The 22,286-nt window shown below is 45.0% G+C and carries 14 protein-coding genes; all 14 read left to right on the top strand.

Annotated features, from left to right (window positions below; translation table 11 throughout):
• Window positions 1-49 precede the first annotated feature (49 nt).
• The 14 genes from glf (at window position 50) to GF111_RS04570 (ending at window position 21,702) form a co-directional block, all read left to right on the top strand.
• On the top strand, window positions 50-1,201 hold the full coding sequence (glf, locus tag GF111_RS04635) for a UDP-galactopyranose mutase (protein ID WP_047728102.1): 1,152 nt from the start codon (window positions 50-52) through the stop codon (window positions 1,199-1,201).
• A 378-nt stretch (window positions 1,202-1,579) separates the two neighbouring features.
• Entirely contained in the window at window positions 1,580-2,014 is a 435-nt protein-coding gene (locus GF111_RS04630; RefSeq protein ID WP_055313701.1) for a protein-tyrosine-phosphatase, read from the top strand.
• Window positions 2,015-2,025: 11 nt separating this feature from the next.
• Entirely contained in the window at window positions 2,026-4,197 is a 2,172-nt protein-coding gene (gene wzc / locus GF111_RS04625; RefSeq protein ID WP_047728101.1) for a tyrosine-protein kinase Wzc, read from the top strand.
• Between the two features lie 89 nt (window positions 4,198-4,286).
• The gene (locus GF111_RS04620) at window positions 4,287-5,438 is read left to right on the top strand and encodes a glycosyltransferase (RefSeq protein WP_224217845.1); all 1,152 of its coding nucleotides are present in this window, start codon (window positions 4,287-4,289) and stop codon (window positions 5,436-5,438) included.
• Window positions 5,404-6,864 carry a hypothetical protein gene (locus GF111_RS04615; protein WP_047728098.1) on the top strand — a complete coding sequence of 487 codons (1,461 nt, stop codon included), beginning with the start codon at window positions 5,404-5,406 and terminating at the stop codon, window positions 6,862-6,864. Before GF111_RS04620 ends, GF111_RS04615 begins: the two co-directional genes overlap by 35 nt.
• Window positions 6,854-7,762, top strand: a complete 909-nt coding sequence (locus tag GF111_RS04610) for an ATP-grasp fold amidoligase family protein (RefSeq protein ID WP_053056824.1) — start codon at window positions 6,854-6,856, stop codon at window positions 7,760-7,762. Before GF111_RS04615 ends, GF111_RS04610 begins: the two co-directional genes overlap by 11 nt.
• 46 nt (window positions 7,763-7,808) lie before the next feature.
• Window positions 7,809-8,852: a glycosyltransferase family 1 protein gene (locus tag GF111_RS04605; RefSeq protein ID WP_071845281.1), complete on the top strand. Its 1,044-nt coding sequence runs from the start codon at window positions 7,809-7,811 to the stop codon at window positions 8,850-8,852.
• 74 nt (window positions 8,853-8,926) lie between these two features.
• The gene (locus GF111_RS04600) at window positions 8,927-10,084 is read left to right on the top strand and encodes a glycosyltransferase family 4 protein (RefSeq protein ID WP_038881037.1); all 1,158 of its coding nucleotides are present in this window, start codon (window positions 8,927-8,929) and stop codon (window positions 10,082-10,084) included.
• 154 nt (window positions 10,085-10,238) lie between these two features.
• Entirely contained in the window at window positions 10,239-11,672 is a 1,434-nt protein-coding gene (wbaP, locus tag GF111_RS04595; RefSeq protein WP_047728097.1) for an undecaprenyl-phosphate galactose phosphotransferase WbaP, read from the top strand.
• Between the two features lie 557 nt (window positions 11,673-12,229).
• The gene (locus GF111_RS04590) at window positions 12,230-13,123 is read left to right on the top strand and encodes a glycosyltransferase family 2 protein (RefSeq protein WP_047728095.1); all 894 of its coding nucleotides are present in this window, start codon (window positions 12,230-12,232) and stop codon (window positions 13,121-13,123) included.
• A gap of 651 nt (window positions 13,124-13,774) precedes the next feature.
• On the top strand, window positions 13,775-16,780 hold the full coding sequence (locus GF111_RS04585) for a DUF4214 domain-containing protein (RefSeq protein WP_162420162.1): 3,006 nt from the start codon (window positions 13,775-13,777) through the stop codon (window positions 16,778-16,780).
• Window positions 16,781-17,170: 390 nt separating this feature from the next.
• Entirely contained in the window at window positions 17,171-18,937 is a 1,767-nt protein-coding gene (locus tag GF111_RS04580) for a type I secretion system permease/ATPase (protein ID WP_047728091.1), read from the top strand.
• Window positions 18,938-18,991: 54 nt separating this feature from the next.
• Complete coding sequence (locus tag GF111_RS04575; protein WP_038881050.1) at window positions 18,992-20,323, top strand: HlyD family type I secretion periplasmic adaptor subunit; 1,332 nt, start codon at window positions 18,992-18,994, stop codon at window positions 20,321-20,323.
• A gap of 2 nt (window positions 20,324-20,325) precedes the next feature.
• Window positions 20,326-21,702, top strand: coding sequence for a TolC family outer membrane protein (locus tag GF111_RS04570; protein ID WP_224217816.1), 1,377 nt, complete (start codon window positions 20,326-20,328; stop codon window positions 21,700-21,702).
• The last annotated feature ends 584 nt before the right edge of the window (window positions 21,703-22,286 follow it).

The raw sequence follows: 22,286 nt of genomic DNA, 5'->3' as shown, positions 1-22,286 counted from the left end.
TGGTTTTTTATTTTTATTCAATACGTTGCATTTATAATGAAGGTGATTTATGACAGTGAAAAAAAATGTGCTACTTGTTGGTGCTGGCCTATCCGGTGTGATTATTGGGCGCCAATTGGCTGAGAAGGGATTAAGAGTCACTATTATAGATCAGCGCCCTCATATCGGGGGGAACTGTTTTGATGAGCGAGATGCAGAAACAGGGGTAATGGTACACACCTATGGCCCCCATATATTCCATACAGACAATGAAACAGTCTGGAATTATGTCACTAGATATGCAGTGATGATGCCATATGTCAATAGAGTAAAATCAACAGTTAATGGGCAGGTTTTTTCGCTTCCGATAAATTTACACACAATAAATCAGTTCTTCAATAAAACTTGCTCTCCCTCAGAAGCAAAGGAACTTATTCAGAGTAAAGGTGATAGTTCAATTGTTGAACCTAAAACTTTTGAAGAGCAAGCGTTGCGCTTTGTTGGTCAAGAATTATATGAGGCCTTTTTTAAAGGCTATACGGTCAAGCAGTGGGGGATGTCGCCATCCGAGTTGCCAGCCTCAATACTGAAACGCTTGCCGATTCGTTTCAATTACGATGACAATTATTTTAACCATAAGTATCAAGGCATGCCAAAAGATGGCTATACGGCGATGATAAAAAAGATCGCGGAGCACGACAATATTACTGTTAAATTGAGTACTCCTTTTGATAAAAACTGCATCGGAGATTATGACCACATCTTTTATAGTGGTCCGCTCGATGCCTTTTATGAGTACAGCCTTGGTAGATTGGGATATAGAACGTTAGATTTTGATAAATTTAAATTCGATGGAGATTATCAAGGCTGCGCTGTAATGAATTATGGCAGCGAAGATGTACCTTATACGCGTATTACTGAACATAAACATTTTTCCCCATGGGAATCTCATCAAGGTTCGGTTTGCTACAAGGAATATAGTCGCTATTGCACGGAAGATGATATTCCTTATTATCCGATCAGGCAGGTTGGGGAAATGCAGATGTTGGAAGGCTACATTTCTTTGGCTCAGAAAGAAAAGAATATTACTTTTGTTGGCCGTCTGGGAACATATCGCTACCTAGATATGGATGTTACTATTCATGAAGCACTTCACACTGCAGAGGTTTACTTAAATAGCATTGCTAATGGTTCTGATATGCCTGTATTTACCGTAAAGTGAATATTGGTTAGAGTTGTTAAAATAGCGAACTGTTCCTCCTTGGCTGCCACATAGCAATAGGGGACTACTCTTTTTCATTTGAAGATACACTTTGATTATATTAATTTTAATCATAGATATGTAGGCACGAAGCTTGTGTACTATAAAGTGAGCTTGGCCTTGGCGAAGAGAGAGTAGGTGCAGGTCGTCATGTGTGAGCTTACTGGCGATGAGATGTAATCGTCCGTTCTAACATTGGGTGTGCTGCCGATAGCAGGTTCTGAAAGCTTGTGCATGGGAATGGCGATTTTGATATAGTAAGCTTATCAATGATATGAATGGTCCAAGCCAAAGTGAAACCTTGTACAAGTACTAATACTAAGCCTCAGGGATACGAATATGTTTGATTCTATCTTAGTTGTTTGCGTTGGCAATATATGCCGCTCTCCGACTGGTGAGCGACTGCTCAAGCAGCTTTTACCTTCTAAAAACATTGAATCCGCTGGTTTGGGGGCCGTAGTTGGAAGCGCTGCTGACTCGACAGCCTGTGTCGTTGCGCAAGCGCATGGTTTATCACTTGACGAACATATTGCCAAACAGTTAACTCGTGATTTGTGTAGGAAGTACTCGCTGATTTTAGTTATGGAAAAGAGCCATATTGAGGCTGTCACTCGGTTAGCACCAGAGGTTAGGGGAAAGACAATGCTATTTGGACACTGGATGAATCAAAAAGACATCCCTGATCCATATGGCAAAAGCCATGAAGCCTTTGAGTTTGTTTACCGTTTACTTGCTGATTCGGCTCAGAAATGGGTTAAAGCACTGAATCCTTAATAGAGATCACAATGACAGACATAACCACAAAGAAAAGCGCCGCCAACGCGAAAGGCAATGATTTTAACATTGCCCAAGTGCTAGGGGCACTGCTCGACCATAGATGGCTTATCATTGGTGTTGTTACATTATTTGCAGTTTTCGGCATCATTTATTCGTTGTTCACAACGCCTGTCTACCAGGCTGATTCTCTCGTACAAGTTGAGAAAAAACCTGGTGGGTCTTTGCTTGATAATCTTTCGCAAATGATTCCAAACTCCCAGGCAGAATCATCAACAGAAATTGAGTTAATTAAGTCTCGGATGATCATAGGCAAAGCTGTTGATGATCTGGGGCTCGATGTTTCCGTTGAAAGAAAATTCTTCCCTGTTTTTGGAAAAGGTTGGGCGCGGTTGACGGGAAGTAAACCGCAAGAAATCGAGGTGCCGCGGCTGTTGGTGCCTGAGATATTGTTTGGTGAAGAACTCACACTGACCGTCTTAGATGAGCAATCATTCTCTCTTAACGATGATGATGGTGAAATATTAAAAGGAAAGTTTGGTGATTTGTCGTTTGGTCAAGGTGTAACAATCGTTGTTAATAATATCTCGGCAAAAGCAGGAACTACTTACTACATCACTAAAAAAACGCGTCTAGCTGCGATAAATAGTGTTTTAAAGTCGCTGCTGGTGACTGACCGAGGTAAGAAAACTGGCGTTTTGGAGCTGACTCTAACCGGGGAAAGCAAGGCGTTGGTACAAAAAACACTGAACAGCATTGACGAAAACTACGTTCTGCAGAACGTAGCCCGTAAGTCTGAAGAAGCAGAAAAAAGTCTGGAGTTTCTTAAAGAACAGCTGCCGGCCGTAAGATCATCACTAGATGATGCCGAAGATAAGCTTAACAGTTATCGGAAGAAGAACGATTCTGTTGATTTATCATTGGAAGCGAAATCGGTGTTGGATAGTATCGTTGCCGTAGAGTCGCAACTTAACGAGCTCACATTTAAAGAGGCTGAGATTTCGAAACTGTTTACGAAAGAACACCCAGCCTATCGTGCTTTGATGGAGAAGAGGTCTACCTTAGAGAAAGAACGGGCGAAGTTAAACAAGCGCGTCGCTACAATGCCGCAGACACAACAAGAGATTTTACGATTAACACGGGATGTTGATGCGGGTAAGGTCATCTATATGCAGTTGCTCAATAAGCAACAAGAATTGAGCATTACTAAAGCCAGTACGGTCGGTAATGTTCGCATAGTTGATGATGCGGTTGCGCAGCCACGACCCGTTAAACCAAGAAAGACTTTAATCGTTCTAGTAGCAATTTTCCTCGGTGGTTTGCTTTCCGTTGCTTTCGTTGTTATAAAAATGCGTTTGCATAGAGGTATAGAATCACCCGATGAGCTCGAACAGGAAGGATTTAATGTCTATGCAAGTATTCCTCTCTCTGAATGGCAACAAAAGAAAGACCTCCAGGTTCGCCTAGCATCAAGACGCAAAGTCAATGCTGATTCGGATAGCTTACTAGCTAATGGTAACCCGGCTGATTTAGCTATCGAAGCTATTCGTAGCTTACGTACTAGTCTCCACTTTGCCATGATGGAGGCGAAGAATAATGTACTGATGATTTCCGGGGCTAGTCCGAATATCGGTAAGACATTTGTGAGTATCAACTTGGCAGCAGTTATTGCACAATCAGGACAAAAAGTACTGGTGATTGATGCGGATATGCGTAAGGGGTATCTTCACTCGCTACTTGGTATTGATGGTGGCAATGGTTTGTCTGATGTTTTAGCACAGCAAGTTTCAATTGAAAATGCAATCAAGAAAACCAATGTTGAGGGTATGGACATTATTGTTCGTGGCCAAGTTCCGCCTAACCCCTCGGAGCTATTGATGACGCGTGGGCTTGGTGAATTGATTGATTGGGCTAGCCAAAACTATGATATGGTATTGGTTGATACGCCTCCAATTCTGGCTGTTACTGATGCTGCTATTATTGGCCACCATGCAGGTACTGCGTTGATGATCGCGCGTTTTGGTGTTAATACAGTGAAAGAAGTTGAAGTCAGTATTCGTCGCTTTGAACAGAATGGTACCAATATCAAAGGCGTTATTCTTAACGCTGTTGAAAAGAAAGCGAGTAGTTATTATGGTGGTTATGGTTACTACCATTATGAATACGAGTCAACGAAGAAGTAAATTTAGATATGTAATGATAGCAGCCCATTTTGGGCTGCTGTTAATAGTAATGATGTATCCCTTTACCCAGGATGGTCATCGTGAAAATTATGATGGTTAGCTCGTTATATACACCATATAAAATGGGCGGTGCGGAGATATCTCTTCAATTGCTAAGCGAGGAACTAGTTAGAAGAGGTCATCAAGTTAGGGTAATTACGCTATGTGATAAACCTTTAAGGTCGTTCTCTATAATCAATGGCGTCGAGGTGGTATACATACCACTTAGAAATATATATTGGCCTTTCAGTGGCAGGAGGCGGAATATTTTGCTACGCTTTTTATGGCACGTTATTGATAATTATAACCTGTTAATGAAAACTCCGTTTAGGAAGGAAGTGGCCGAGTTTCAACCGGATATAGTAAACACAAATAATTTATCTGGTTTTTCGGTCGCAGTTTGGGGTGTTGTTAACGCTATGGGGATTACATTAGTCCATACTTCACGTGATTACTATCTAATGCATCCAAACACGACGATGTATTACAAAGGTAAAAATACTGAACCGCATGCACTCTCAGTTTTTCTTTGGTCCTTTTTGAAGAGAATTTATAGTAAAAAAGTCAATTGTTATATTGGCATTAGTTTTTTTATCATGGATTTTCATATAAAGAATAAATTTTTCAAGAATGCATTAAGTGATTACACTTACAATCCGGTGTCTGTTTATTATGGGTGTTCATCTTCCTCAGATCATATTCGGATCGGATTTATCGGGCGGTTGACAAAAGAAAAGGGGTTTGACGTATTTTGTCGCTTGATTGTTCAATTACGTAATGCCGGTTATAATATACAGGCTTTCGCTGCAGGCGATTGTTTTGATGACAATGATGATTTTCGTGTTATGTTGCGTTCAGCTAATATTGTTCATATGGGGCGCGTTAATACCGAACATTTCTTAGATAAAGTTGATGTTGTCATTTTTCCTTTTCAATGGCGCGAACCATTTGGTAGAGTTGTTGTTGAAAGTGCATTAGCCAACAAACGCGTGTTAATTAATCCAGTTGGTGGGGCAAAAGAATTGCTAGAGTTAATCCCGTCTGTCAGAGAGATAACGGAAAATAATCTTGCATGGGCCTTAAACTCTACTACAGAAGTTACTATTGAGCCCGATACTATAAAGCTTTTTGATATTACCAACATAACAGATGAGTATATATCGAATTATGATCGAGCCAGAGAAACTACCCATTATCACTGAACTTAATAATTTGTTGATAATTTACGATAGCATTGTTTTTTTTCTTGGTCTTTTCCTTGCTTTTGCCTATTTATATCGTATTGCAGCAAGGTTCCACTTAAATTTTTATTCGGTGACACTGTTTTCTTTATATGTGCTCTGTTCATATTCATCATATAACATCATGGTTATGCCAATCCATGATTATAATATTGCTATAGCTAGAAATATTATTTACCATTATAAAATATTTGGTTTTATATCGGTTATCGACATTGTTTTTATAATTATTTTTTTTGCTTTGCTCACACACTTCACTTTTCATTCTGGCTGGTTTAAATTTCGGCAGAGGGAGTATAAGGTTGCCATCTTTCTAACTGTAGCGGTCATTATTCAAGGGTGCGTAATCGGTATTATTTCAACTTCGGCGTTTTTCAATCACGTTATGCAAGGTGGCCTTGGTCAGATTAAAAGGCAAATTGTTTATTTTCGCGGTGTTATTTATTTTAGCGTGCTAATTTATCTTTTCTTTAATTGCACGAAACAGCTTTCTTCATTGGGGTTCTATAAAGTATTGACTTTCTTTTGTGTCTTTGACTTAATAAACTTCACATCCAGTATAGCGGCTAGTAATATATATTATGACTTTCTATGGGAGAGATATGGAGTAAAGATCACCATAATAGATCAAGATAAGATATACAACTATTTCACTATTTACTCCTTGATGATTTTTGCTTTATTCTTTTCCAGATTGCCGCAAAGATTTACGATCTGTTTGGCAACAATCGTTATTGGTGCTGTGATGTATTTTAATATGTACAAGTTTTTATTCGCCTTTGCCTTTCTTTTTATATTGTATGATATCATCATTAGCACACTTAATAATAAAATACCAAAGTTAAAAATAACGATAACTTTTCTCATCTGCATTATAGCGCTGCCTGCTATGATGAATTTGTACTCCAGTAAATCGATGAATACTCGCTCAAGTCAAATGACAGATTATTGGAAATACACGGGGCAGTATTTCCCCGCAAGTCTGATAGGTATTGGCTATGGAGGGCTATATTATTCACCTTCCGGTATTGGTGATAAAGGAGAGACAAAAAAAATTGACCTTATGGAGTTAGATGCACATTATAAAAGAAGCATACAGACGCCGTTTCTGACGCAGTTAAAAAATAGCGGGTTGCTTGGTGTTATTTTTATGCTGACTGTCGCAGTCATTGTCACCATGAGAATGATAAAAGTTAATTTAAAATTGGCTGAACACATCTTCAGTAATGCGATTTGTTTTAATATCATTTGGTTGGTTGGAAGTACCAGTATTTTATTACAACCATATCCGATGCCTTCGCTTGCTTTTGTGAAACTACTATTGCTTCTTTTTTTGATATTAAGTGCAGACAAGTTGCGAATGGGGTTGCATAGAAATGCTAACTGAATGGATAAGAAAATGGAGAGGGAAGGGGCGTGTATATATCAAATTATTTTCTAAGTTCTTACCCTGGTCCCTTCAGGATAGGTTCGTTTTTTTATTGAAGCTAGGCTATTTCCCTAATTTGAAAAATGCAAGAACCTTCAACGAAAAGATATTGTTTAGAAAGCAAAATAAAATGAGCGGTGACAATTTTGTTTTTCTATCAGATAAATATTTAGTGCGTGATTATGTGCGAGACAAAATCGGAGACCAATACTTCGTCCCATTAATGTTTTGTACCGACTCTCCAGAGCAGTTATTTGATTATGTTCCCCACTGTGATGTGATTTTGAAACCTAACCATGGGGCGGGGATGTACAGAATTGTAAAGGCTTCAAATTATAATTCTGAAATAGAGGATATAGTTAAACTATGTAACGAATGGATGAGAATCGACTTTTCACATGTTCAAAGAGAAATTCAGTACAGAAATATTCCTAAGAGAATATTGATGGAAAAGTTGTTAGGCGATGGTGTTATTGCTCCAACTGATTATAAATTCCATATATTCCGTGGTTTGGCAGGTAAGATTAATTATGTTCTTCAAGTCATAAATGAAAGATTTACTGGCAGCTTGTCGCGTATTTTTTATGTAAATGGATTTGATAAACCATTTGAAACTGGAATAAATAATAAAGGAAATGGTGAAGAAAAGTCTTTTTACGATATTGACAAAAGGTTGGCATCAGAGGCATTGAGATTGAGTTGTTTGCTGGCCGCTGATTTCGATTATGTACGTGTTGACTGGTATATTCATGATGGCTGCATTTATTTTAGTGAGCTTACGTTTACGCCTGCTGCAGGATTTGGCATTGGCTATGGCCCTCACCTAGATAGATTGATGGGGGAGTTTTGGGTATAGATACTGACATTGAGCCAGCATATAACTACTGATATCGAGAAAGTGTATGATATACATCAACGCCCGGTTTTTAACTCAAGATATGACGGGAGTTCAGCGTTTCGCCGCAGAGCTTTGTCTACAACTGGCGCGGCTAAGAGATGATGTTATATTTTTATCGCCACGAGATATTAAACAAGTGGATATCGCATCACGTCTAAATGTTAAAGTAGTAGGTAGTCGTTCGGGGCACCTCTGGGAACAGTGGGACCTTCCTTTTTTTTTGCGAAAAAATGGATGCCCATTGCTTGTTAATTTAGGAAATACCGCTCCATTACTCTATCTGAACAAAGTAATCACATTACATGATATATCTTATCTGCGATATCCTAAAACATACTCATGGGGTTTCCGGTACTGCTATAAGTTTTTTATACCACTTCTATTGGGAACATGTAAGAAGTTATTAACTGTTAGTGGTTTCTCGAGAGATGAAATATGTTCGCAGTATGGATTTTCTAGAGAGAAGATACATATTATTCATAATGCTGTAAGTGAAAAGTTCACTGTGTCTCATGAAACTGGGCTTAGGAGGGGGTATTTTCTTGCCGTATCCTCGCATCATTACCACAAAAATTTTCATGGGTTACTCGCTGCATTCAATAAATTACCTGAAAAGTATGAAATGCATATGATTGTTGCAGGGAGCACGCATCCTAACTATCAGCCCCTAGAATTTGACAAAAACCTCGGTAATAAAGTCAGTTTTGTCGGGCGAGTTTCTGATGAGGAGCTTGTGGATCTGTATCGCAATGCATTCTGCTTTCTTTTCCCATCCTTATATGAAGGTTTTGGTTTGCCACCGCTAGAAGCTCAAGCCTGTGGTTGTCCCGTGATTGCATCTAATGCCGCTGCGATGCCTGAAGTTCTTGGCGAAAGTGCAATTCTTGTCGATCCATTAAACGATGATGCATTAACTGAAGCTATGGAGAAGCTGGTTCTTGACCCAAAACTCAGAGAGTCTCTTATCGCAGCAGGCACTGAAAATATTGAACGATTTTCTTGGCTACTCTCTGCAAGACAACTAAGCTGTGTTATCGACAGCGTATAAGTTTGATAAGCTTACTGCTTTGCTACAGACTTGTCTGCGAGTAAATTTAGAAGAGAAATATCTTGAGGCATATAATGTTGGGTAGTGATTTTAGTGTTGGAATAGTTGCCGATTGGCTTGTTACATCAGCCGGCTCTGAGAGCGTCGTCAAAGAATTGATCAATATATACCCATCTTCCGAGTTGTTTTCGTTGATAGATTTTATCTCTGAGGAGGAACGTAATGACTATTCTGGAAAGAAGGCTAAAACGACATTTATCCAAAAGCTTCCTTTTGTTAAGAAAAACTATCAAATTTTTCTGCCTTTGATGCCTTTTGCTGTTGAGCAAATTGACGTTAGCTCTCATAATGTGATTATTTCTAGTAGTCACGCAGTTTCTAAAGGTGTTCTTACTGGACCCGATCAATTGCATATAAGTTATGTGCATTCCCCTATGCGTTATGCGTGGGATCTTCAGCATCAATATCTAAAAGAAACTGGTCTCAGCAAAGGTTTGAAAGGACTGATTGTAAAATGGCTTCTGCATAAAATACGCATTTGGGACTACCGAACTGCCCATGGTGTAGACCACATGGTGGCGAATTCTCATTTCATTGCACGTCGGATAAAGAAGGTGTATGGTCGCGATGCTGACGTTATTTATCCTCCGGTGCATGTCGAACGCTTTGCTTTGAATACTCATAAGGAAGATTTCTACATTACGGCATCTAGATTAGTTCCTTATAAGAGGGTTGACCTCATTGTTGAAGCTTTTAGAAGAATGCCGGATAAAAAGCTTATTGTTATTGGTGCTGGTCCTGATATGAAGAAAGTTATTCGCCACGCATCAGAAAATATAAGTGTACTTGGATATCAACCCAATGATGTATTGCAAGACTTGATGGGAAGAGCTAAGGCATTTGTTTTTGCCGCTGAAGAAGACTTTGGGATCGTGGTTGTGGAGGCGCAGGCTTGCGGTACTCCTATCATTGCCTATGGACGTGGTGGTGCGTTAGAAACAGTAAGACCTTATGGTTCGCAGAATGCAACGGGCGTTTTTTTTCATGAACAAACGCCTGAAGATATTATGTCTGCCGTTGAAAAATTTGAGTCTATTCAAGATGATTTGTCACCTGAGAACTGTCGCAGTAATGCATTGCGTTTTTCTGCTCATCGATTCCGTGAAGAATTTAGCGCTTACTTAAAAGATAAATGGATAAATTTTCAAGAGTTAAAAAAGGTCACATACTGATATCGTAAAGGGAATGCTCGCATTACTGACTTCTCTTTGAATTTATGTGACTTACCCTTTGTGTTGCTAGTCTTGGTATAGGATTTAATTGGTGTTTTTATAAGCCATTTATGGGGAGTAAATATGTGTATTATTATTATGGATGGAAAGCGCAATGTTAAAAAATAAAAATGTGCTAAAAACAATTGTACCTAAGGTTTCCCTGATTGTGTCAGATTTTTTATTTTTTAACACCTCTCTTTTTCTTGCCTACTTTATTGTTTTTCACTCTACTGGCAATAGTCTTGTTCTACCCGAGGATGGAACTTACACCGCAAGGATTTTTGCTCATTTAATTCTATCTGTTGTTTGTATCACTTGGTTTCTGTCAAGGTTGAGGCATTATACGTATAGAAAGCCTTTTTGGTTTGAGTTGAAAGAGGTTGTTAGAACATTACTGATTTTTGCTGTTTTAGACCTGTCGCTGGTTGCTTTCTCAAAGTGGAACTTTTCTCGCTGGGTTTGGTTAGTTACGTGGGTTCTCATTTTGATACTCATTCCATTGGGGCGAGCGATTACAAAGCGAATATTGAATAAGCTTCATCTGTGGAAAAAAGATACTATTGTTATCGGTTCCGGAAAAAATGCAAAAGAAGCCTATGCGGCTTTACAGAGTGAGGAAGTACTTGGTTTTAATGTGATTGCCTTTGTTTGCACAAGTTCACCTTGTGAGGAAGTTATCACCGATATCCCTGTGCTTGATTCTGAGGAGGCGCTGTGGAGGATCGCCGATGTTGAGAGTACACAGTTTATTGTCGCGCTAGAGTTCGAAGAACATGCATTACGTGACTGGTGGTTAAAGAATCTTGCGAAACATAATTGCCGTTCTGTTTCAGTTATACCGACACTGCGCGGTGTTCCTTTGTATGGCACTGATATGTCGTTCATATTTAGCCATGAGGTCATGATATTGCGAGTGGGTAATAATTTAGCCAAGCGTTCGTCACGGTTGATTAAGCGTATTTTTGATATTGTTGGCTCAGCTTCTATCATGTTGGTATTGTCACCCGTATTACTATTTTTGGCATACAGAGTTTCACGTGATGGCGGCAAGGCTATTTATGGACATGAACGTGTTGGCCATAATGGGAAAAGATTTAAGTGTCTTAAGTTTCGTTCCATGGTAATGAACTCACAAGAAGTGTTAGATGACTTATTACGAACAGATCCTGCTGCAAAGGCCGAATGGGATAAGGATTTTAAATTAAAAAACGATCCTCGAATTACTAAAATCGGAAGTTTTATCCGTAAAACTAGCCTTGATGAGTTACCTCAATTATGGAATGTTTTCAGAGGTGAAATGAGTTTGGTTGGTCCGCGTCCTATTATTGAAGCTGAGCTTGAGCGCTATGCGGGCGATGTTGATTATTACTATATGGCAAAACCTGGCATGACGGGGTTATGGCAAGTGAGTGGTCGTAATGATATCGATTATGATACTCGTGTGTATTTTGATGCATGGTATGTGAAGAACTGGGCGCTGTGGAATGATATAGCTATTTTATTTAAGACAATAAATGTTGTTTTAAAACGAGATGGCGCCTACTAAATATAATATGATTAGAGAAGTGTGATTTTTAAATAATTAACTTTTGGTTCTTTACTGCTTAAATTATGCGTCAAAAAATATGGGCTTCGTGGGGGGGGGGCTGCTAATGCCAGGTATTGATATTCCGATAGAATTTTTTAATGCATAGATCACTTGCTCGGATTAAATACATAGATATCGCTGTTGTGCCTATCTCTGGCTGCAATAAAATTGCAGTAAGAAATATAGATATTGTTTTCTATCTAAGAGTGTAACTCGAAAATATGGTGCATTGAGACTGTCAAAACTTTCAGATTTCCCCCTCTTAATATAACTCGTATGAAGAGGGGTATGAGGGCGTAAACTTCATTGGCGTCGCTCTGTTAGCTTGTTGGCCTGGCCATGAGTGTGTTATTGAGAGTATGGTTGAGTACAAGGATAAGTTCAGAAACTCTATTTAATTCAATCTCATTTTTCATTTTTTTTCCTGTCAATCAATAAGTTAAATTTTTAATGGTTTTGAAACAATTTAATTCTAATAGAAGGTAGGGACATAGGTTCTCTCTGGAGAGGTAATAATGAGTGTTGTCGCGGAAAAAGTTTGCATTTTAGTGATAATCTATGGAAAAGAGCTGGTTGACTCAACTACACTGTCTTCGTTATTAAAATTTGATTGCTCTTTATTTGACCTGGTTGTCATAAATAATGGGCCAGAGGCTTTAAGTGATCGTGATTTTTTTTATCATGATCTTAGCGCGAGTTTTCGCTCTTTTGAGTTGCTGAACAAGACTGAGAACATGCCACTTAGTATTGCATATAACAGCTTTATCGATTCGCACTCCAATGCACAAAAATATGTTTTCCTCGATGATGACACTGAGGTGACGGAAAGTTTTATATACCGTCTGGCTGACACTGGAGCTTCATTTGACGTTGAAGTACCTAAGATCGTTGCAACCGATGGCTCTCTTGAGTCGGGAAGCGTTCAGTATCCGGTCGAAGATGGCGTTCCTGTCGTAGAAATCAGAACTGTTAATGCGGGCACAGTTTTCTCCATAGGTTCAGGTTTAGTCCTGACCCATAAATTTATTGAAAAATTCCGAACTGCTTGTGTGCCTGTGTTTGATAACCACTACGCGTTGTATGGCGTAGACTATAGTTTGTTCAGAAACGTACGAAAACTTTTAGCTAAAGGAGTTCCTTTTACCTTTACGAGCTTTTCTTCTATAACTCATTCTTTGTCCCGTTTGCAAAAAGGAACATTGAGCGAGCATACAAAAAGGGAACGCTTGTATGACATTATACTGTCGGCACGGCACTACCCCGATAAATCCTATATTAAAGGTCTTATCAAGTCACTCGTTCACGCTAGTCTTCGTCTTGATTTTTCATTGGTTGTTCATATTATCTCTACTTTTGTCAAAGGTTACCATCCAAGATGTAAGCCATATATCACCACTGAGAAAAAATAAGCTGACCATATTACTTTTAACGCGCAGTACGAAATGCTGCGCCGTCACTTCTTCCTTTCTGCTTAACTGCCCTGCTTTTTGAAAACCCTCCTCATTTCTGACTTCCGATACATTCACTGCCCTTATCTTTATTTCTTCTTTACTCTTTAAATTCCTAACAAAAAACTGTTTCCTATCGCCCTTTCTCTATGTCATAAAATTAACCATTTGAATGGTAATGCTTTTTGGATTTTTAGATTCGAATGTTAAATGACCCAATAGCCTAAATTCATTGTGTGTTATTTTAAATGCACACTTTTAATTGTTTGCTTTTATTGTGTTTTTTATTTTTTCAAATGTTTGTGTTAAAAATCACATTGAGCAAAGGGTTTTAGCTTGTTGCTAATTATTTGCTATCTAATGTTAACGCAATTCACTTTAGTGGTTTTAATTTGTTGTTTTTTCTAGTTTTTATTTTTATTTTGATTTTGGTTAATAAAAATCCTATCTCCTTGACAGCTTGCGTTTTTTGAACTTTTCTTTATATGCGAAGGAAGGGGGTTTCTTCGCGCGGGATTCAAACTGTGCGGTAACACTTTTATAGCTAACGCCAGGTTTTAAAATCAGATTTGATTTTGCCTAGCTAAAACCATTTTGTTTAAGGATACGATTATGGCTTCTCTCGTGTACCAAAAAGAGGCGGCGGCGCTTCTTTTAGCTGTGCTTGGGCAAAATGCATCACCAAGCGTGTTTGACACTGTCGGTAATCAAATAGAGAAAGGGCAGACTACGGCCCAGGCATACATCTCGAGTCTGTTATCCTCCAGTGCCGGGCAAGCGCTTTATGCATCAAAAACAGACGTTGAAATACTGCAGAGTATCTATACATCAGTCTATGGCAGCTCTCCGACTACAGCACAACTGCAGGCGATTCTGGCCGGCAGCACCTTGAATGATGCCATATCTAGTGCCGTTAATTCTTTGCTGAACCACAGCGGTTTTGATACAGGTACGCTGACATCTCAGAGCAATTTCGATGCGCAACTCAACAACGTGTTATTCCCGGGTACCAGCGCCGCTGGCTCTGGTCCTGGTGTGTCGGATGCATTGGCGCTCTATTACCTGGCTGGTATCGATCCGGTTACCAGCACGGTTATCACGCTGGGGACGCAGATCAATACCTCAGCGCAGACCTTCTCACAAGTTGCCAATAAATTTGTGACCGATCGCGCTGCGCTGAATTCGCTTTCAAACACCGATTTTATTAACAAGGTGTTTAATGAAGCCTACGAACGTGCGCCAAGCAGTAGTGAGTTCTCTGCTCTGAATGCAATTCTCAGCGGCGGTGGCACTAAAGGCGATGTATTGATCAATATCATTAATGGATTGCGCGGTACTGTAGGTTCCGGTGATACTGCAGCGCAACAATTCTTCTTGAATGAGACTCAGCCTGACAGTGCAGGTCAACTGGCCGGTTTGGCTGCCCGTGAACAGGTTGCCTCAATCTATCTTGCTGTGCCTCTGCGTGATGTAGATGCGCAAGGCCTGGATGATTGGAGTAATTATCTGGGCAAGCACGGGAACACTTTCACTTCGCTGACCACAAAACTACTGACCTCTGTGGAGTTCCAGAAGAAAGGCGCTCAATTGACCGGAACGGATTTCATTCAGCATGTATATACTGGCGTTCATGGTGTTGCTGCTACACCGGCGCAAATCGCCCTGTACAGCGGCTTAACCGATAAGGCCGCGATCACGACAGCCATTATTAACGACCTGCGTAATTCAACTGCTACGGACAACACAACTGTTGCTCAACAGCACGCGTTTGAATATGACATCGGTTCCAGTTTGGTTTATAAAACGGCTGCCAGCTTGACAACAACTGCGGCTGGCGGTAACGCAACAGGTACTGTGAATACCAACAGCAGCCATGTGTTAAGCAATGCTGAAACGGCCGTTCTGACCAATGTGCAACTTAATGCTAACGCAGCAGCTACGGTGAACTTGGCGTTTGCCGATCACTTGGCCAATTTGACGATTAATGGTACGGCGGCTTCAGTAGTTTCGCTGTCGACTGACGGCGTCAACCCTGGCGTGGCGGTGACTGTCAACAACGGCAACGTCATTCTGAACGCCAGCTCCGGTTCAGACAACGTGGTCGTGACTTCGACGGCTAACATCGCGACCGGTACCGCACAGTTTAACCTCGGCGCCGGCAACGACAGCCTGCACTGGGCGGGTAACGCGGTTTCCGGCGGTGCGAATACCGTTGCCAATACCGTCAAGGCTGACGGCGGTACCGGCACGGACTCCATCTCTGCCAACTTCATCACCAAAACCGTCGTGACCAACCAGAACGCCCTGGGCATTCGCACCAGCACCGTGACCAGCAACGCCAACAACTTCTCGAACTTCGAGAAGATCGACCTGACCGGCTATATCGGTAAGTCTGTCGGTACGCTGATTACGACACCGCTGATTGGTTCACCGACCACCACCAGCGTCACTACGCCAACCCACACCTTCGACTTTGGCCTGACCAACGGCACGTCTACGGTAGAAGGGACTACGGGCGGTACGGTCACCCAGAACGCAGCGGCGACCAACCTGGGGGCGCAAGGGTTCGTGATCTCCGGCCTGGCTAACGTCAACGTCATCAACGCTGCCGGCGGTAACGCCGCACAGCTGGAAGTGAAAGGGGACGCGACCTCCGCCAGTACGCTGAACTTCACCTTCGTCCAAAACGCCACCGACCACTTCAACATCAACTTCGACGCGGTAAGCTCGGCGAACGTGAATGCCGGCGCCATCAGCCTGAACAGCAGCAGCAGTGCGCTGCTGGGCACCGCGCTGACGACGGTGAACGTGGCTTCCGGCGGTACCGGCACGTTCAACAACATTCTGTCCCTGGCTGGCACCAATGCACAGGTTCAGACCGTCAACGTGACCGGTGACCATGCGCTGAACTTGACGTTGGGCAGCGGCTTCAGCAACGTTCGTGATATCAATGCGTCCACCAACACCGCGGGTCTGAATCTCGACTCCAGCCATGGCGGTACCGGTGATGGTATCATCGTTCAATTGCTGAACATTCTGCCGCTGAGCGTCATTACCACCAACCTGTTGGCACCGGTGTTGACGGCGTTGGGCCTGAACGGTTACCAGATGACCGTAGAAGGCTCCAGTGCTGCCGATACCCTGGGCGTTATTGGCAACACCACGCTGACCGGTGGCGCAGGTGCCAACACCTATAACATCAAGGCGAGTAACACGCAGTCGGGTGTGACCATCAAGGACTTTAATAGCCTCAAGGACTCGATTGTCGACGTCAACCATGGCGGCCTGACTATCTCCGATAACGCCAGCGGCACCGCGGTAGCGAACTACGGTACGCGCTCTGCCGACACGTTGGATGCGTTGTTGGGGACACTGGTCGGCGGTTTGACCAATGGCGTTATCGGCCTGCTGGGCGGCATTCTCGGTCTGAATAGCAGCAACTCCCTGACGGCGAAAGTGGGTGTGGCATCCGTTGTATTCAGCGGTGGCGGCAATACCGCCAGCTCCTATGTGATTATCGACAACAACGATAACCACACGCTGGACCTCAACGATACCGTGGTATACCTGACTGGGCAAAACCACCAGCAATTGGTGGATACTCTGCACTACGCCTAAGTATGCGTTCCTGTGGGGTATAATTCCCATTGAAACTGTTAGTCAATAAAGAATACGGGGTGTGTAAACACCCCGTATTCTTTGAAAATTGTGAACTACGTCATTATCTCTAATTTATTCCCTTTCGCACTAAGCTCGCTTTGCCCTGTCTGTTATTTACCCCGCTGTTTTTATTTGTTTTTTTCTGTGGTTCGTGAGGCGATTTTTTTTGCTTACGGCCTTGCTGATATCCACTTTCTCTACCTATAGTTAGAAAAAGTATCTGCAGTCTCGAGCATGTCTGGGGTGGGGGTTCTTTAGGATTTATTTTATTTTTCCCTTTTTAGGATTTTCCTTATAAGAGTCCAATGCGGATTTTGACTGACAGTGCACATGATGTAAGGGTAGAACGTGAATCAATTTATCCCGCGCAACGAAATTGCGGATGTTATACGGACTCGCAGCAAGGTTTTCTGGACCGTTGGCATATTTACCGCATTTATTAATTTATTAATGCTAGTTCCTTCTATCTATATGCTCCAGGTTTACGACCGGGTGCTGCCTTCGCGCAATGAAATCACGCTGTTAATGCTGACGCTGATCATGCTGGGTATGTTCGGCATGATGTCCTTGCTGGAATACGTGCGCAGCATGGTGGTGATCCGTATCGGCAGCCAGCTGGATATGCGGCTCAATACGCGCATTTATACTGCGGCTTACGAGGCGAATTTAAAAAACGGCTCTTCCGATGCCGGCCAGATGCTGAGCGATCTGACCAACGTGCGTCAATTCCTGACCGGCAGTGCGCTGTTCGCCTTCTTCGATGCGCCGTGGTTCCCTATTTATCTGCTGGTGATTTTCCTGTTTAACCCTTGGCTGGGGTTGTTCGCACTGGTGGGCTCCTTGCTGTTGATCGCCCTGGCGGTGATCAACGAAGTGGTGTCGAAGAAACCGTTGGCGGATGCCAGCCGGCTTTCAATCATGTCGGGCAATCTGGCCAGCACCAACTTGCGTAATGCCGAAGTGATTGAAGCGTTGGGGATGTTACCCAACCTGAAGGGGCGCTGGTTCAGTTTGCATCAGCGCTTCCTGAACAGCCAACGTATCGCCAGCGAGCGGGCATCACGGGTCACGTCGATCACGAAATTTGTGCGTCTGTCGCTCCAGTCGCTGGTTTTGGGCCTGGGGGGCTGGCTGGCGATCGATGGGCACATCACGCCGGGCATGATGATCGCCGGTTCCATTTTGATGGGGCGCACGTTGGCGCCTATCGAGCAGGTGATCAACGTTTGGAAAAGCTGGAGCTCCGCCAAGCTGGCTTACCAGCGCCTGGTGCGTTTGTTGGAGCAGCATCCGCCGCGCGGTACCGCCATGTCGCTGCCGCGCCCGGAAGGGGTGATTTCCGTTGAAGGGGTGACCGCGACGCCGCCCGGCTCGAAGGGGAGCGCGGTGTTGCATAACGTCAGCTTCGCCATTCAGCCGGGAGACGTGCTGGGGATTATCGGGCCAAGTGCGTCCGGCAAGTCGACGTTGGCGCGCCTGCTGGTCGGCATCTGGCCAGTCAGCGAAGGCATCGTGCGGCTGGACAACGCCGACATCTACCAGTGGAACAAGGACGAGCTGGGGCCTTACATCGGCTATCTGCCGCAGGATATTGAGCTGTTCGCCGGCAGCATCGCGGAGAACATTGCCCGCTTCAACGAGCTGGACTCGGAGAAAGTGATCGAGGCCGCCAAGTTGGCCGGGGTACATGAGCTGATTCTGCGCTTCCCCAATGGCTATGATTCGGTTATTGGCAGCGGAGGCGCCGGGCTTTCCGGCGGACAGAAACAGCGTATCGGTTTGGCGCGCGCGCTGTATGGCGATCCCTCTCTTATCGTGCTGGATGAACCCAACTCCAATCTGGACGATGCCGGCGAGCGGGCGTTGAACCAGGCCATTACGTTCCTTAAACAGCGAAATAAGACGGTGATCCTGATTACGCACCGCACCAATCTGCTGGCGATGACCAACAAGCTGCTGCTGCTGGTTAACGGGAACGTCAATGCGTTTGGCCCAACGCAGCAGGTGCTGCAGGCCTTGGCGAATGCGCAAAAAGCGCAGGTGCCTACGCAGGCGGTGCGTGCGGTGAACTCCGAGCCGGATGAAGGCGATGTTCCTAAAACTCAAATTAATTAAGCCGTGAACTGGCCTGGCGGCGCCGTTGCGTCGCCGGCAGTCAAAGGAGTTGGTATGTCTACGCATATTGGCGAGCCGAATGACTCGTACTCAGAACAGATCCCGCTGGATGAGCGCCGTTATACCCGTCTCGGGTGGTTGGCGCTGGGTGTGGGCGTGTTCGGTTTCTTGGCCTGGGCGGCGTTTGCACCTTTGGACAAAGGGGTCGCGTCTCCGGGATCGGTAACCGTTTCCGGCAACCGTAAAACGGTGCAGGCACCGGCCAGCGGCATCATCAAAAATATCGTGGTGAAAGACGGCGACAAGGTGAAAGCCGGCGAAGTCCTGGTACAGCTGAGCCAGGTGCAGGCACAGGCGCAGGTCGATTCGCTGCGCGATCAGTATTACACCACGCTGGCGACCGAAGGGCGCTTGCTGGCTGAACGGGACGGTCTGAGCAAGGTCACTTTTTCCCCTGTTTTCGCTCAGGTTAAGGATCAGCCGCGTGTCGCGGAGATCATTGCGCTGCAGACGCAGCTGTTCGCCTCCCGCCGCCAAGGGTTGCAAAGTGAAATTGACGGTTATAAGCAGTCGATGGACGGGATCCGTTTCCAATTGAAAGGCCTGCAGGACTCACGCGCCAACAAACAGATCCAACTCTCCAGCCTGCGTGAGCAGATGAACAGCATGAAACAGCTGGCGGCGGACGGTTACCTGCCGCGCAACCGCTATCTGGAAATTCAGCGCCAGTTCGCCGAGGTGAACAGCAGCATCGATGAAACCGTCGGGCGGATTGGCCAACTGCAAAAGCAGCTGCAGGAATCTCAGCAACGCATCGATCAGCGCTTTGCCGACTATCAGCGCGAGGTCAGAACGCAGCTGGCGCAAACCCAAATGGACGCCAGCGAGTTCCGCAACAAGCTGCAAATGGCCGATTTCGATCTGGGCAACACCGCTATCACCTCACCGGTGGACGGCACCGTGGTCGGATTGAATATCTTCACTCAGGGGGGCGTCGTGGGAGCGGGTGACCACCTGATGGACGTGGTACCCAGCCAGGCGACATTGGTGGTGGATTCTCGCCTCAAAGTCGACTTGATCGATAAGGTGTACAACGGGTTGCCGGTGGATCTGATGTTTACCGCCTTCAACCAAAACAAAACCCCGAAAATTCCGGGAACGGTCACGCTGGTTTCCGCCGATCGTTTGGTCGACAAAACCAATGGCGAACCTTACTACCAGATGCAGGTCACGGTCTCGCCGGAGGGCATGAAAATGCTCAGTGGCGAGGACATCAAGCCGGGGATGCCGGTGGAAGTGTTCGTGAAAACGGGGTCACGCTCGCTGCTGAGCTATCTGTTTAAACCTATTTTGGATCGCGCTCATACTTCATTAACCGAGGAATAATTTTGATTCATTCAAAACGACAGGCTGCCGGTCTGGTTATCGGCACCCTTTTGTTTGCGATGTCTGCGCCGGTTTATTCGATAGGGATTTTAGACGCATATTCGCTGGCATTAGAAAAGGACCCGACCTTCCGGGCGGCTATAAAAGAAAAAGAAGCGGGAGATGAGAACGAAAATATCGGCAGGGCGGGGCTGCTGCCGAAGGTATCGCTGAACTACCAGAATTCGCCGCGCAACTGGCAAACGCAGAAGTACCCGCAAAGCGATTTCTCTGGCAACATTACGGAAGCGACGCGTCGTCAGCAGTACCGCAGCTACTCCAGCTCGGTGACGTTGACGCAGCCGCTGTTCGATTATGAGGCCTATGCGCGTTACAAAGGCGGCGTGGCGCAGACGATGATGTCGGATGAACGCTACCGCGGCAAACTGCTCGATCTGGCGGTGAGGGTGATCAGCGCCTATGTCGAAGTGGCCTATTCCAAAGATCAAATCGCCCTGGCAGAGGCGCAAAAAGCGGCCTATAAAGAGCAGCTGGCGTTGAACGATCGGCTGATGAGCGCGGGGGAGGGAACGTTGACCGACGTTTCCGAAACACAGGCGCGCTACAGCCTGGCCGAGGCGCAGGTGATCGAGGCGCGCGACGCGCTGGATGCCGCGCAGCGCGAGCTAGAGGTGATCATCGGCGTGCCGTTAAATCAACTGGATGAGCTGCAGGTCTTACGGCCAGGCAAGTTCCAGGTGGCACCGCTGATCCCGTCGAAGTTCGAAGAGTGGCAAAAGATCGCCCTGGAGAATAACCCGGTGCTGGCCGCCTCGCGCCACGGCGTCGATGCGGCAAAATACGAGGTAGAGAGAAACCGCGCCGGCTTTATGCCGAGTGTGCAACTCTATGCTTCGCATTCGGAGAACGATTCCAGCAGCGACAACACGGTTAACCAGAAATATCGCACCGACAGTATCGGGGTGCAGGTGAGTTTGCCGATTTACTCCGGCGGCGGCGTGGCGGCCTCAACGCGGCAGGCGGCGGCACGCTACGGCCAGGCGATGGCCGAGATGGACACGCAGGTTGGCACGACGCTGAACGATCTGCGCAAACAGTTCAATCTGTGCATCAGCAGCCGCGCCAAGCTGGCGGCCTACGAGCTGGCGGTGAAGTCGGCGACTACGCAGGTGACGGCGACCCGGCAGAGTGTTTTGGCGGGGCAGCGCGTCAACGTCGATGTGCTCAACGCCGAACAGCAGCTCTATAGCGCCCAGCGCGATCTGGCCTCTGCCAAGTACAACTACATTAAGTCCTGGATTACCCTGCTGAGCGACTCCGGCACGTTGGACGAGAAGGATGTGCTGCGCGTGGCGCAGTATTTCGCAAGGCAGCGTTAGGCGTAGAAATACTGCTGAGGATGTCGGGGGGACTGTTAATGCTCACCCCGACATCGTTATTACATGTGTCAGTTGGTGTCATATTCAAGGCACAGGGACGCAGATCATGGGTCTTCACTTTCTTATTGACTCATGCATTTTGCGTGTAACTCAACGTTATGCGATCCGCATCGAGCGCTGCTGTCATTATTGGGGGGAGGGGGGCGTTTTTTAGCGTCGCATTTATTCCATGCAAAGTTGGCCAGGTGGAGCAGAACTCATGGTTGGAGTCAGTATTTTTGAACAAAGCGTCAATGATCAAGGCATTCTGCAGCTCTTCAGTATTGGGTGGTAATGGAATTTCTATAAAGACCTTGGTATTCCCCGCGATGAAGACGCAGGAACCTTTGGCTGAGGATAGGAGCTGAGGGTTTCTATCTTCAGTGTCAAATACGATGGGTTGCGATTCAAATCGCCCCAACCAAAGTAGAGTGGAAACCACATTATTGATTGGCAAGGAGGCCGTACCGATCGGTGCCGGGAACCTCGTCGTATTATATCGTGCCTCGCCCATAGTTAGACAAAAGCCATTTATTTTCTATGGA

The organism is Serratia sp. HRI (assembly GCF_010119335.3).
Taxonomy (GTDB): Bacteria; Pseudomonadota; Gammaproteobacteria; order Enterobacterales; family Enterobacteriaceae; genus Serratia; species Serratia nevei.
Note: the sequence above shows the minus strand (reverse complement) of the source record. Positions and strands in the feature narration are given on the sequence as shown.